Below are 13096 nucleotides of genomic sequence, written 5' to 3'. Positions count from 1 at the left end.
GCATGACTGCTAATCTACGTCAGCCCCTATTTTTATGGGGAATGGGGACGGGCTTCATTAGCGGGCAGAGGCTACCTGAAACTTTCAGGTAGCCTCTATTTTTCCCAAATGAAGGCGAGGCTTTGCTGACAGCAGCTCGCAGCCAGGTTTTATAGCGATACTTGCCTGCTGCAACGTAAAAGGCTACCTGAAATCTTCAGGTAACCTTTATCTTGCCCTATCTGTTTATAACACGTTTTGTGGCCTGCCTTCGGCGAAGGCGGTGATATTGGCTTCGAGAATTTCGGTCATATTGAGCAGAGCCTCCTGGCTGGTCCAGGCAATGTGTGGGGTAACTATGAGGTTGGGCAGCGGGGCGAGCAGTGGGTTGCCTTGGCGCGGGGGTTCTTGGCTGAGTACGTCGAAACCGGCGCCGCCGAGCCGGCCTTGTTGCAGGGCGTCGAATACGGCTTGTTCGTCGGCGAGGCCGCCGCGGCCGGTATTGATAAGGATGGCGGTCGGTTTCATCAGGCGCAGCTCGGCTTCGCCGATCATGTGGCGGGTGTGCTCGTTGAGCGGGCAGTGCAGGGAAACGGCATCGGCCTGCTGCAAGGCTACCTGAAATGGGGTGTAGCCTTCGCGCACGGCGGCTGCGTGTTTGTGTTCGCCCCAGATGACTTTCATGCCGAAGGCTTGGGCGTAGCCGGCGAGGGTGCGGCCGATGTTGCCGCGGCCGAAGATGGCGAGGGTTTTACCACCGAGGTCGTGCATGGGGGTGTTGAAGTGGACGAATTGGGGGGATTGCTGCCAGGCGCCGGCAGCGATGTCGCGCATACAGGCGGGCAAGTGGCGGATGAGGGAGAGCAGCATCATGAAGGCATGTTGGCCCACGCTTTCGCTGCTGTAGTTGCGCACGTTGCACACGGTAATACCGGCGGCTTTGGCGGCGGCCAGATCGATGTGGTCGTAGCCGGTGGCGGCCACGGCGATGAGTTTGAGCTGGGGGTTGGCGGCGAAGTGTTCGGCGCGGATGGCGACTTTGTTGGTGATGGCGATTTGTGCGCCGGCGAGGTGGGCGTTGGTTTGCTCGGGCGCGGTGGCGGGAAATTCGTGCAGGGTGTGGGGGAAGTTGAAAGAGAGCGGGCGGGCGGGCAGGGTGTCGCGGTCGAGGAAGACGATGTGCATGAATGGCTCCTTGGAACAGGGATGGAAGACGATATGGCCTGCAGTGAGTATAGCGCGAAACCGGAGGCGGGCGGGAAGGCTACCTGAAAAGCTGTCGCGGTTGCTTTCAGGTAGCCTTTACTGCAGCTATACTGTTGCCTTTCCCCGGTTTTGATTTGAAAACATAATGAGTTGGTCGAATATTTTTCTGAGCACGCACTTTTTGCTCACGCTGGGCATTGCCTTACGGGTGATTTACGCCCGCCGCTCGGGCAGTGCGGCGCTGGCTTGGCTCACGCTGTTGTTTGCCTTTCCGTTTGTGGGCGTAGCGGCTTATCTGCTGATTGGCGAGCCGAAGCTGGGGCGGTTGCGGGCGGCGCGCCGGGCGGAACTGCATGCTTTCCACGATGAATTTGCCGACCGTTTCCTGCCGCCCGAGGCCGCGCCGGTGGAGGATATTCGGTTCAGGCAGTTGGCGCGTTTTGTGCAGGGCAGATCGGGCTACGCGCCCACCGGCGATAACGGCGTGCGCCTGATGGCTGATTCGGATGAGATTTTGCAGGCCTTCGTGGACGACATTGATGCGGCGCAGCATTGCTGCCTGCTGGAGTTTTATATTGTGGATGGCAGCGGGCGGGTGGAAGCGGTGCTGGATGCGCTGATGCGCGCGGCAGATCGCGGCGTGCGCTGCCAGCTTTTGGCCGATTCGCTGGGCAGCCAGGGCTTTTGGTTGTCGGACTGGCCGGATTGGCTGCGCGAAGCCGGGGTGGAGGTTACTCCTGCGTTGCCATTTGGGCTGATCAGCTCGCTGTGGGTGCGCGCCGATGTGCGCAACCACCGCAAAATCCTGGTGGTGGACTACCGCATTGCCTACACCGGCAGCTATAACCTGGTTGACCCCAAGCTCTTCAAGCAGGGTGCTGGCGTGGGCGAATGGGTGGATGCGGTGCTGCGGTGTGAAGGCGTGGCGGCGCAGGAATTGGCGGCGGTGTTCTACGGCGATTGGGCGGTGGAAAACTCACACAACCTCAATGCCACCTTGGAATACCTGAGCGGCTACCTCACCGGCACACACGAACGCTTTGCCGGCAGCGGCAGCGAAACCCTGCAAGTGCTGCCCTCGCACCCGGGCGGCGATACTTCGCTGGTGTACGATGTGTTGGTGAACGCGCTGAACGTGGCGCAGGAATCTGTGATCATCAGCACGCCTTATTTCGTGCCGGATGAAGCCTTGCTCAACACGCTCACTATGACCGCCCAGCGCGGCGTGAAAGTAACCTTAATCCTGCCGCGGCGCAACGATTCTCGTCTGGTGCGCTACGCCAGCAGCGCCTACTATCAGCCGCTTTTGGATGCGGGCGTGAGGCTGAAAATGTATGGCGGCGGCCTGCTGCACACCAAGGCGGTGGTGGTGGACAACCGCTTTGCCCTGTTCGGTACGGTAAACATGGATATGCGCAGTTTCTACCTCAATCTCGAAGTGAGCCTCGCCCTTTATTCGCCCGACACCGTGGCCGCCGTGGCCGCGCTGCTGCAAGGCTACCTGAAAGACTGCGAAGAAGTGGAGCTGAATAAATGGCAGCAGCGCCCGCGTATCCGCCGCTTTGTCGAACGCTGCGTGCGGCTGGCCAGCCCGTTGTTGTAGAAGCAGCCGGCCAAGCCATGGTGTGAAATAATTATAAATTGGCATCTTTACCAAAGCCGAAGGCTACCTGAAAACTATTTCATATCATTGGGCTTGGGGCGGAAAAACATTTATGTTAAGATAAACACATTCTTTTATAGTGAATGAATGAAAACCGAGACAAAGCGGTGCGCCGCAGGTAGTGCTAAGCAGTGCTAGCAAGGCGGATCAACGCAGTGTCGTTTTTTGTTCATTTACTATAGTAGACACTTCCCTTCAACTTTATATAAGGATCCAACCATGAAGAAAACATCCGTATTCGCCGCTTTGATTGCCGCTTTCGCTTTGACCGCTTGCGGTGACAACCCCGCTCCGGCTGCTGCATCTGATGCCTCTGCCGCTTCCGCAGCTTCTGCTCCGGCTGCTTCCGCACCCGCTGCCAGCGATGCTGCTTCTGCTCCGGCTGCCGCTGCATCTGATGCCTCTGCCGCCGCAGCTGCCGGCGACCACTGGTGTCAGCCTTGGGAAAACAAAATCGAAGAATACCTGGCTAGCGTGAAAGACGAGCAACGTCGCAAAGAATTTGCCGATATCTACGCCCCCCTGCGCCAGAACATGCGCAACATCCAGGAAAACATGATGAAGACCACTCCCGAACAGCGTAAACAGGAGTGCGATGCTTTGATCAGCCAGCTGGAAAAAGACATTGCTGAAGATATCGAAGACGCTAAAAGTGAATAAGCACGATTGTAGCTGTATTGAAAATACCGCCGGAAAGCCCGGCGGTATTTTTGTTGGCTGGCTGGATTGATGGAGACAAGTTTCAGGTAGCCTTTGTTGTTCTGGAAAGGCTACCTGAAAACATGTGGGCTAATGCTGCTTGAGCGGCAGTTTGATATGCGGTTTGGCAGGTTTGGCCGGCGCTTCCGGGACGGGCACAGGGGCGGCTTTGAGGCCGAGTTCGATTTGCTGCTCATCGCTGAGCAGGTTGCTCCAGTCGCCGTGTTTATACCATTCGGGGCCGTCGGTTTCGATGGGGTGTTGGATGCGTTCGCAGCCGTTGCCGCACTGCAGGTCTTCGGTGCGGCAGTATTTGTCGCAGCCCCAGCAGATGCGTTCGGGGTGTTTGGGGAAAATGGGAAATTTTTTGGCCATGATGTGTGTCGTTTATTGATATGGTTTAAAGCATGGTGGCGTGGCTGGAAGCGGGATGCCTGTAGCTGTCGTATTGCCTGGTCAGCTACAGGAATGAACATCCCGTTTTCATTGGCGCTGCACTTTGCGCACCTGCGAAATGGCATATAGGGCGCTGATGATTTGCTCCAGCTGCTCGAGGTTGGATATTTGCAGGCGGAAGCTGAATTCGATGAAGCCTTCGCTGTTTTCCTGAGCGGAGCTGAGGGTATCGACCGATTCGATGTCGGCGCCCTGCCCGGATACGGCTTGTGCCATGGCGGCGAGCAGGCCGTGGGCGCGTTTGGCGGATACGGTGATGCTGGTGTGGTAGGTTTTCTTTTGCTCGATACCTTCCCAGTTGGCATCCAGCTGTTGCTCAGGCGGGGCTTTAAGGGTGTTGGGGCAGGTGTCGCGGTGAATGATGAGGCCGTGGTCTTTCACCAGCAGGGCTTTGATGTTGTCGCCGGGGATGGGGTGGCAGCAGGAAGCGAGTTGGACGCGGCCGCTGTCGCTGCTGCCCACGCTGATGGGGGCAATTTTTACGCCGTTGCTCTCGGGCTGGCGGCCGGCGATTTCGGCAATGTGCATGGCCACGGATACGGGGGCGAGCCTGCCCATGCCCACGTCGTAGAGGATGTCTTCGAAGCTGGTGTTTTTGCGGCTGAGATCGTCGAGATAGCTTTGTTTGAGGTCTTCGGAGAGCAGGAGTTCTTGGGGCAGCAGGGCGGTGAGGGCGCGTTGCAGCAGCTGCTCGCCCAGGCGCACGGCATCGCCGCGGTCGATGTTTTTGAGTTTGTTGCGGATGGCGCTGCGGGCGCGGCCGGAAATCACGAAATTAAGCCAGGCCGGATTGGGGCGGGCGGTGTTGGAAGTGATGATTTCCACGCTGTCGCCGGTGCGCAGGCGGGTGCGCAGGGAAACCATGTTGTTGTTGACGCGGGCGGCGATGCAGCGGTGGCCGATGTCGGTGTGCACGGCATAGGCGAAATCCACGGGCGTGGCGCCTTCGGGCAACACGAGGATTTTGCCTTTCGGCGTGAATACATACACTTCGCGAGGGAACAAATCCACTTTCACATGCTCAAGGAATTCGATGGCGTTGTCGCCTTGGGCTTGGAAATCGAGGATGTTTTGCAGCCATTGGTGGGTGCGTTGGGCGGCCGGGTCGGTGGCGGGGTTTTTGTAGAGAAGATGGCTGGCCACGCCTTCTTCGGCCACTTTATCCATTTCGCGGGTGCGGATTTGCACTTCGATGGGCAGGCCGAAGGGGCCGACCAGGGTGGTGTGCAGGCTTTGGTAGCCGTTGGCCTTGGGGATGGCGATGTAGTCTTTGATGTGGCCGGGCTTGGGCTTATAGAGGCTGTGCAGCGCGCCGAGGGCGGCGTAGCAGGCAGGGATGTTGTTAACGATGACGCGGAAGCCGTAAATATCCATTACTTCGGAAAAATGCAGTTTTTTGTCCTGCATTTTCTTGTAGATGCTGTAGAGGTTTTTTTCGCGGCCGCGGATTTTGGCTTCGATGTTGGCGCTCACCAGCCGTTGGCTGAAGGCGCTTAATACTTTGCCCACCACGTCGCGGCGGTTGCGGCGGCTGGCTTGGCGGGCGCGCTCGAGCACGGCGTAGCGGTTGGGCAGCAGGTATTTGAAGGAGAGGTCTTGCAGCTCGCGGTAGGCATGGTTGAGGCCGATGCGGTTGGCGAGCTGGGCGTAGATTTCCAGCGTTTCGCGGGCGATGCGGCGGCGGCTGTCGGGCTTTTTGGCATCCAGCGTGCGCATATTGTGCAGGCGGTCGGAGAGCTTGACGATGATGACGCGGATGTCTTTGGTCATCGCCATGATGAGCTTGCGGAAGCTTTCGGCCTGATGCTCGGCCTGGCTGTCGTATTCGAGTTTTTCCAGCTTGGAGAGGCCGTCCACCATATCGGCAATGGCCTGGCCGAATTCGGCGGCTAGCTCTTCTTTGCTCGTGCCGGTGTCTTCAAGCACGTCGTGCAGCACGCCGGCGCACAGGCCTTGGGCATCGATATGCCATTCGGCCAGCTGCTGGGCCACGGCCATGGGGTGGGTGATGTAGGGCACGCCGCTGTTGCGGAATTGGTTTTGGTGGGCGCGGATGCCGAAATCGCAGGCGCGGTTGAGCAGGCTTTGGTCTTCGGTTTTCAGGTAGCCTGCGGCGCGCAGCAGGGATTGGCGGCTGCGTTCGATGATGAGGTGGTATACCTCGTTGATTTGCCGGCGGCACTGGGTGAGCTGGGCTTCTTGGCCGGCTTCGGTATCTGTGTGGATATGGGCGGCGATTTCGGTGCACACTTCGCCGAACGTGGGCTGCAAAAAGGCAGGGTCGGCCTGTGTGCCGAGGTCTTCCATGGCAATTTGCACCAGCACCGCGCACAGGGCGTGTACGCGCTGTTTTTCCTCGGCCAGCGCGGCGGTGAGGCGGAAGGCGCGTTCGAGCTGATCGGGTTGCCCCTGCTTGGCGGCGGTGTCGTGAATGTAAACGCAGGCAGCTTCGAGCAAGGCCCAGCGTTCCATTTTTTTCAGGTAGCCTGTTTGGGCAAACAGGTGTTCACGCCAGGCGGCAACGGGGGCGGCATAGTCGGCGCAGGGGGCAATCATGGTTACTTACTGCGGGAGAGGATTTCTTCGCCGATTTGGCCGGCGGCGATTTCGCGCAGGGCGGTTACGGTGGGTTTGTTGTTGCGGATGTCGTCCACCAGAGGCATGGAGCCGTTGGCCAGCTGGCGGGCGCGGTAGGCGGCGGCCAGGGTGAGATTGAAGTGGTTGGGGATGCGGGTGATGCAGTCTTCTACGGTAATACGTGCCATGATGTGTTCCTTATATGTGGTGAATTAATGGGGTAAATGTTTTCAGGTAGCCTGCGGGCAGCTGGAGGCTACCTGAAAAATAAAATTAAGTGTTGTCGCCGCTGCCGAGCAGTTCGTTGAGGAAGGGCGTTTGGTTTTCCAAACGGCAACGCTGGGATTTGATGATGTGCAACAAGGCGGCTTCGGCGGCGGTAAGGTCGTCGTTTACCACCAAATAGTCGAATAGGCGCGCCTGCTCGATTTCGTTGCGCGCTTCGGCCAGCCGCACGGCAATCACTTGCGGGGCATCGGCGGCGCGCTGGCGCAGGCGCTGCTCCAAAGTGGTCAAAGATGGCGGGGCGATGAAGATGCTGTAGGCCTGCGGCAGCAGGCGGCGGATTTGTTCCGCACCTTGGGTGTCGATTTCGAGGATAACGTCGACGCCTTGGCGGGTGAGGCTTTCCAGGCTTTGGGTGCTGGTGCCGTAGTAGTTGCCGTACACTTTGGCGTATTCCACGAACTGGCCTTCTTCTATCATGCGCTCGAATTCGGGCACGCTGACGAAGTGGTAGTGTTTGCCGTTTTCCTCGCCGCGGCGCGGGGCGCGGGTGGTGTGGGAAACGGACACGCGGATGTCGGAATGGTGCTGCAGCAGCCGGGCGATCAGCGTGGTTTTGCCTGTGCCTGAGGCGGCGGAAATAACAAAAATATTGCCTTGCATGGTGCGGAAATTTTTTAGTTGAAATTCGGGCGTATTATCGCATAGCATTCAGGGCTTTGAAAGGGCGGCGGATCAGGCTTTGCACTTTGTTGGTGTGCGGTTTTCAGGTAGCCTGCCCGAGTAAAGGCTACCTGAAAACCGAAAATCCCCGCGCTTTTGCTTTTGCGGGAAACGGGGTAAAATTACGCTTTCCAAATCGGGCATTGCATCATGACCAAATTTATTTTCGTAACCGGCGGCGTGGTATCTTCCTTAGGGAAAGGTATCGCCGCCGCTTCTATTGCCGCCATCCTCGAATCGCGCGGGCTGAATGTAACCATGCTTAAGCTGGATCCGTATATCAACGTGGATCCCGGCACGATGAGCCCTTTCCAGCATGGCGAGGTATTTGTGACCGAAGACGGCGCGGAAACCGACCTCGACCTCGGCCACTACGAACGTTTCATCGACGCCAAGCTCACCCGTGCCAACAGCTTCAGCGCCGGGCAGGTGTATGAAAACGTGATTGCCAAAGAGCGCCGCGGCGACTATTTGGGCGGCACGGTGCAGGTGATTCCGCACATCACCGACGAAATCAAACGCCGTATCCACGAAGGCGCAGCCAATAAAGACGTGGCTATTGTGGAAATCGGCGGTACGGTGGGCGACATCGAATCGCTGCCGTTTTTGGAAGCCATCCGCCAGATGCGCAGCCAGCTCGGCCGCGCCAACACCTTGTTCGTCCACTTAAGCTACGTCCCCTACATCGCCGCCGCCGGCGAAATCAAAACTAAGCCCACTCAGCATTCGGTGAAAGAATTGCGCGAAATCGGCATCCAGCCCGACGTGCTTATTTGCCGTATGGACAGGCTGCTGCCTGAAGAAGAGCGGCGCAAAATCGCCTTGTTCTGCAACGTGGAAGAGCGCGCCGTAATCGGCTGCTATGATGCCGACAGCATCTATAAAATCCCCGAAATGCTGCACGGCCAGGGCATCGACGATGCCATTTGCGAGCAGCTCCAGCTCAATATCCAGCAGGCCGACCTCACCGAATGGCGCAAAATCGTGCATGCCATCGAGCATCCGAAGCACACCGTACACATCGCCATGGTGGGCAAATATGTGGATCTGACCGAATCCTACAAATCTCTCAGTGAAGCCCTGAAGCACGCCGGCATCCACACCGAAACCAAGGTGTGCATCACCTATATCGACAGCGAAAACATCGAAACCGAAGGCACGGACTGCCTGAAAAACTTCGATGCCATCCTCGTGCCCGGCGGTTTCGGCGTGCGCGGCGTGGAAGGCAAAATCGCCGCCGCCCGCTATGCCCGCGAAAACAAAGTGCCCTATTTGGGCATCTGCCTCGGTATGCAGATTGCGCTCATCGAGTTTGCCCGCCACATGGCCGGCATGGAAGGCGCCAACTCCACCGAATTCGATTTGAAAACGCCCTATCCCGTGGTGGCGCTGATTGATGAATGGCAAACCGCCGACGGCGCGGTGGAAAAACGCGACGAACACGCCGATTTGGGCGGCACCATGCGCTTGGGCGCGCAGGAAGTGGCGCTTGCCGACGGCAGCCTGGCCGCCGCCATCTACGGCAGCACCAATATCAAAGAACGCCACCGCCACCGCTATGAAGTAAACAACCATTTCGTTCCGGCGCTGGAAAAGGCCGGGCTGGTGATCAGCGGCGTATCCGGCGGGCGCGAATGCTTGGTGGAAACCATCGAGCTGCCGCAGGGCACGCATCCTTGGTTCTTCGCCAGCCAGTTCCACCCCGAATTCACTTCCACTCCGCGCAAAGGGCATCCGCTGTTCACCTCGTTTGTGAAAGCTGCCTTGCAGCATAAAGAGTAAGTAAGATTGCAATGCCAGAGGCTACCTGAAAAACCGATTGCAAACGCAGCCGAGCTTTTCAGGTAGACTTTTGTTTGGTTGGCAGGCCGGGCGATTATGCCGATGATTGGCTATGCACAGATGATTGTTCGGCTGGCCACTATTTGCAGCAATCAGGAAAAAATACATGACCGAGCCAGAGTTGTTACGGCGTTTTGACCAAGCATTAACCGATATTGCCCAACTCGCTCGCCGAAGCGATTGGCGAACAACATTGGAAGCAGGCTTTTTTCGATCGGGCTCTGCAGACCTTGGCAAACGAATCGCTGCCGGAGCGTGAGCGCTTGCAGCTGGTGTGCGAGCAAACCCAGGTGTTCGGCGGCATGGGCTCTTGGAATGATTCCCCGCCGTTCTCCGCAGCTGAGCATGGTCTGCTCACTGAATTTGAAACGGCTACCGAGGCGCTGTATGAAATACGTTCGTTGGCCATGGTGCATTTGAGGCGTAAGGGCTGGCAGCGGGGGTAGGGCGGATGCTTGGTGGTGTACGCTCTAATGTAGAACCCATTACGGGGATATGGATTGGAATTAAAAGGCTACCTGAAAAATTTCAGGTAGCCTTTTGCTTGGCGGATGATGTTTACTTCAGTGGATCCAACAGGCCGCTCAAGTTTAGCAGGAACAGCAGGGTAAACCCGGTGAGGTAGATGAGGCCGATGATGGCGAGGAAGTTCATGCCGGCGGTGAGTTTATGGCGTTCGTCGCCTTTCACGAGGCGGTAGTTGAGCCAGGCAAACACTGGGGCGGAGAGGAAGGCGGTGATCATGGCGAATTTGAGCAGTTCGGCCATAGCGCTGTTGAACCAGAAAATCACTGCCAATCCGGAGCCGGCCACCCAAGTATTCCAGGCAAAAAGCTCGATATTGCCGGTTTTGTCTTTGCCGCGCAGCAGTCGGATGGGTTCGGCGATGGCGCGTGCATAGCCGTCTACCACGGTAATCGTGGTGCCGTACATGCAGGCGAAGGCGATGAAGGCCACCAGCGGTTTCGACCAGCTGCCAATGGTAACAGCATACATATTGATTAGCTGGCTCACGTATTTGCCGCCTGCCATCTGCACTTCTTCGCCGTTGCCATATTGCACATATGCACCCAAGGCGAGGAACACCACGGCCAGCACTGCACTGGTGATGTAGCCGACGTTGAAATCGAAAATGCCGTCGCGGTAGCTGGAAGGATTGAGCCGTTGTTTTTCGGTTACCCATAGCGAATTGATGGCCGAAATTTCAATCGGCGCCGGCATCCAGCCCATCAGCGCGATGAGGAAGCCTAAGGCGGTGAATGTCCACGGAGTAGGCTCGATAAAGTCGGGCTTCATCTGCATGCCGCGCGACATGGCGATGGCGGCTGCGGCCACGGTGGCGATGGTAAGGCTCACGATGATGATTTTGGAAACATTATCCAAAGCCTTGTAGCGCCCGCTGGCCAGGATAATCAGGCAGGAGGCCATAATCAGCGCGGAGATTGCGCCTACATCCAACGTTAGCGAAGGAATCGCCATTTTGACGATGGCGGCGGTTACGATGGCCACTGCGCCGGCGTTAATCGTGGCCGATGCCACGCACAAAATCAGGAACACCCACAAATAAAAGCGGCTTTTCTCGGCATAGCCTTCAATCAGGCTTTTGCCCATGTCCAGCGTGTAGTGTGCGCTGAAGCGGAAAAACGGGTATTTAAACAGGTTGGTGAGGATAATGATCAGCGCCAACTGCCAGCCGTAGAGCGCGCCGGCCTGGGTGGAGGCAATCAGGTGTGAACCGCCCACCGCTGCCGAGGCCATCATGATTCCGGGGCCCAGCGCGTTGATGCGGCTTTTCCAAGTTGAAGCGTGTGCGTGGTGTTCAGACATAAAATTCCCGCCTGGTGAGGCGTCCTTCACGAAAAAAAAGGCGCATTTTAACGTAAATCAAAACGCGCCCTAATAAATATTTGGCTATTTTATATTTTATTTAATCAAAATTATTCTATTTCAAGCAGAAATTGGTGTATTGCAAGCATAATGTGCTATGAAACTTTTTTCAGGTAGCCTGGTATCGCTTTTTACTTGCCGTTAGCCGTGCCAATAGTAGCGGACGATGTGGAAGAAAATCGGTGCGGCAAAGCAGATGGAGTCCACGCGGTCGAGCATGCCGCCATGGCCACGGATCATGTTGCCCCAGTCTTTCACGCCGTAGTCGCGCTTGATGGCAGACATCACCAGCCCGCCGAAGAAACCCATCAGGCAAATAGTGAAACCGATGGCGGCAGCCTGGCCGTGGCTAAACGGGGTAATCGGCGACATCAATGCGGCAAGCGCGGTGGCAGACAAAATGCCGCCCACCGTGCCGGATACGGTTTTAGACGGGGAAAGCGAGGGCATAATTTTGGCACCACCCACCAATTTGCCCCAAACGTATTGCAACACGTCCGAAGCTTGTACCACACCGATTAGGAAAATCAGCAGCAGGATATTGCCGCTGCTGTCGAAGCCGTCCAAATTCAGGAACATCAGGGCTGGCACATGGGAGAGGCAGAAGATGCAGATCATCGCCATCCACTGCGTTTTGGCGGCGCGTTCGAGGAAATGGGCGGTTTGGCCGCTCAGGCTGGCAATAATCGGCAACACCAGAAAGCCGTACACGGGGATGAAAATGCTGAACATGCCGTACCAGCCGTCATAAACAAAATAATATTGCACCGGCAGCAGCAGGTAGAAGCAGGTGACCATGCTGTAATAATCGCTGCGGCGGCGGTAAACGAGGGTCATGAATTCGCGCAAGGCGGCAAACGAAATCAGGAAAAACAACACCACCGTACCGGCTTTGCCGAACCAGAAGGCGGCCAGCAGCACCAGCGTCATCAACCACCAAGCGTAGATGCGGGCGTTGAGGTTGGCGATGGTAGCATTGCCTGCGCCGTTTTTGCGTTTCAGCCATTGCCCGATGATGCTGGCGAAAATCAATACGGCAAACACGCCGGTAAAGATATAGCCTGCCTGCGGGGTCAGATGGGCGGCGGTTTGTTCGGTAATGATTTGGCTGGATGTGTTGGCAAAGCTCATGATGCTTCTCCTGTGTTTTGGTGCGGCTCAGCGTGTTTGTTTGGGCGAACCTCGCTCCGTTCGCTTTCAGACGGTTTTAAGGCCAGCAGGGCTTCGCGGCTACGGGCGAGGAAGGCTTCTTTGTCTTCATCTTCGCGCAGGGTCAGCGGTTCGCCAATATGGACTTCACACAACAGCGGCACGGGCAGCACTTTACCTTTGGGCAGGACGCGGTTGATGTTGTCTATCCATATCGGCACAAATTCGGTATCCGGTTTGCTTTTGGCTAGATGGTAAATGCCTGATTTGAATGGAAGCAGGATTTCGTTTTCGTCCGTATTGCGTGTGCCTTCGGGGAAAATAATCAGCGAATCGCCCGCTTGGAGCGCATGGTTCATCTGCTCGGTAATCAACTGCGGATTGTCGCTGTGGCGCGGAATCAAGAGCGCGTTGAAGACGTTTTGGATGATGAAGCGTTTGAGTTTGTTGGTCAGCCAGTAATCCGAGCCGGCCACGGGGCGCGCGGAAAGCCGCCAGTGTCGCGGCAGGGAAATCCACACCAGCAAGAAATCGCCGTGGCTGCCGTGATTGGCGTAATACACTTTTTGCTGCGGATCGAACGCCAGCTCGTGCGGACTTTTGGGCTGAACCCCGGTGAGGAAGGATACCGACAGATACAATGCTTGGTCGGTTAGCCAGGCAAGTTGTTTTTTAAGAAAGTTTTTCATG

General features: G+C 57.0%; 12 protein-coding genes. 4 read left to right on the top strand and 8 right to left on the bottom strand.

Translation table 11 applies throughout. The annotated features are described in order from the left end of the window. Window positions 1-225: 225 nt before the first annotated feature. Window positions 226-1164, bottom strand: a complete 939-nt coding sequence (locus tag HMPREF2541_RS01635) for a D-2-hydroxyacid dehydrogenase (RefSeq protein ID WP_003824841.1) — start codon at window positions 1162-1164, stop codon at window positions 226-228. A gap of 166 nt (window positions 1165-1330) precedes the next feature. On the opposite strand from HMPREF2541_RS01635, the gene cls reads away from it, so the two are divergent. Both cls and HMPREF2541_RS12325 read left to right on the top strand, forming a co-directional pair. Next, window positions 1331-2788 (top strand): cardiolipin synthase, encoded by a 1458-nt coding sequence (gene cls / locus HMPREF2541_RS01630; RefSeq protein ID WP_003824843.1) that lies wholly within the window; start codon window positions 1331-1333, stop codon window positions 2786-2788. Window positions 2789-3067: 279 nt separating this feature from the next. Further along, the gene (locus tag HMPREF2541_RS12325) at window positions 3068-3508 is read left to right on the top strand and encodes a hypothetical protein (RefSeq protein WP_023887927.1); all 441 of its coding nucleotides are present in this window, start codon (window positions 3068-3070) and stop codon (window positions 3506-3508) included. Window positions 3509-3637: 129 nt separating this feature from the next. Here HMPREF2541_RS12325 and HMPREF2541_RS01620 read toward each other — a convergent pair whose 3' ends face one another. From HMPREF2541_RS01620 to gmk, 4 genes are all read right to left on the bottom strand, one after another. Next, the gene (locus HMPREF2541_RS01620; RefSeq protein ID WP_003824848.1) at window positions 3638-3922 is read right to left on the bottom strand and encodes a DUF3079 domain-containing protein; all 285 of its coding nucleotides are present in this window, start codon (window positions 3920-3922) and stop codon (window positions 3638-3640) included. A 108-nt stretch (window positions 3923-4030) separates the two neighbouring features. Next, window positions 4031-6559, bottom strand: a complete 2529-nt coding sequence (locus HMPREF2541_RS01615) for a RelA/SpoT family protein (RefSeq protein WP_003824850.1) — start codon at window positions 6557-6559, stop codon at window positions 4031-4033. Window positions 6560-6561: 2 nt separating this feature from the next. Then, on the bottom strand, window positions 6562-6768 hold the full coding sequence (rpoZ, locus tag HMPREF2541_RS01610) for a DNA-directed RNA polymerase subunit omega (RefSeq protein ID WP_003824851.1): 207 nt from the start codon (window positions 6766-6768) through the stop codon (window positions 6562-6564). An 85-nt stretch (window positions 6769-6853) separates the two neighbouring features. Then, entirely contained in the window at window positions 6854-7468 is a 615-nt protein-coding gene (gene gmk / locus HMPREF2541_RS01605) for a guanylate kinase (protein WP_240075520.1), read from the bottom strand. 210 nt (window positions 7469-7678) lie between these two features. On the opposite strand from gmk, the gene HMPREF2541_RS01600 reads away from it, so the two are divergent. Further along, on the top strand, window positions 7679-9310 hold the full coding sequence (locus tag HMPREF2541_RS01600) for a CTP synthase (RefSeq protein ID WP_070541382.1): 1632 nt from the start codon (window positions 7679-7681) through the stop codon (window positions 9308-9310). 215 nt (window positions 9311-9525) lie between these two features. Beyond that, window positions 9526-9816 (top strand): hypothetical protein, encoded by a 291-nt coding sequence (locus HMPREF2541_RS01595; RefSeq protein ID WP_003824857.1) that lies wholly within the window; start codon window positions 9526-9528, stop codon window positions 9814-9816. Between the two features lie 112 nt (window positions 9817-9928). Here the strand turns inward: HMPREF2541_RS01595 and HMPREF2541_RS01590 are convergent, their stop codons facing one another. The 3 genes from HMPREF2541_RS01590 to HMPREF2541_RS01580 all read right to left on the bottom strand — a co-directional run bounded on the left by HMPREF2541_RS01590 (window position 9929) and on the right by HMPREF2541_RS01580 (window position 13095). Continuing rightward, window positions 9929-11197 carry an NRAMP family divalent metal transporter gene (locus HMPREF2541_RS01590; RefSeq protein WP_003824858.1) on the bottom strand — a complete coding sequence of 423 codons (1269 nt, stop codon included), beginning with the start codon at window positions 11195-11197 and terminating at the stop codon, window positions 9929-9931. Window positions 11198-11398: 201 nt separating this feature from the next. Continuing rightward, the gene (locus HMPREF2541_RS01585; RefSeq protein ID WP_003824860.1) at window positions 11399-12388 is read right to left on the bottom strand and encodes a phosphatidate cytidylyltransferase; all 990 of its coding nucleotides are present in this window, start codon (window positions 12386-12388) and stop codon (window positions 11399-11401) included. After that, window positions 12385-13095 (bottom strand): lysophospholipid acyltransferase family protein, encoded by a 711-nt coding sequence (locus HMPREF2541_RS01580; protein WP_003824861.1) that lies wholly within the window; start codon window positions 13093-13095, stop codon window positions 12385-12387. Before HMPREF2541_RS01580 ends, HMPREF2541_RS01585 begins: the two co-directional genes overlap by 4 nt. Between the last annotated feature and the right edge of the window lies 1 nt (window position 13096).

The sequence above is a fragment of the Eikenella sp. HMSC061C02 genome (assembly GCF_001809035.1).
GTDB lineage: Bacteria > Pseudomonadota > Gammaproteobacteria > Burkholderiales > Neisseriaceae > Eikenella > Eikenella corrodens.
Note: the sequence above shows the minus strand (reverse complement) of the source record. Positions and strands in the feature narration are given on the sequence as shown.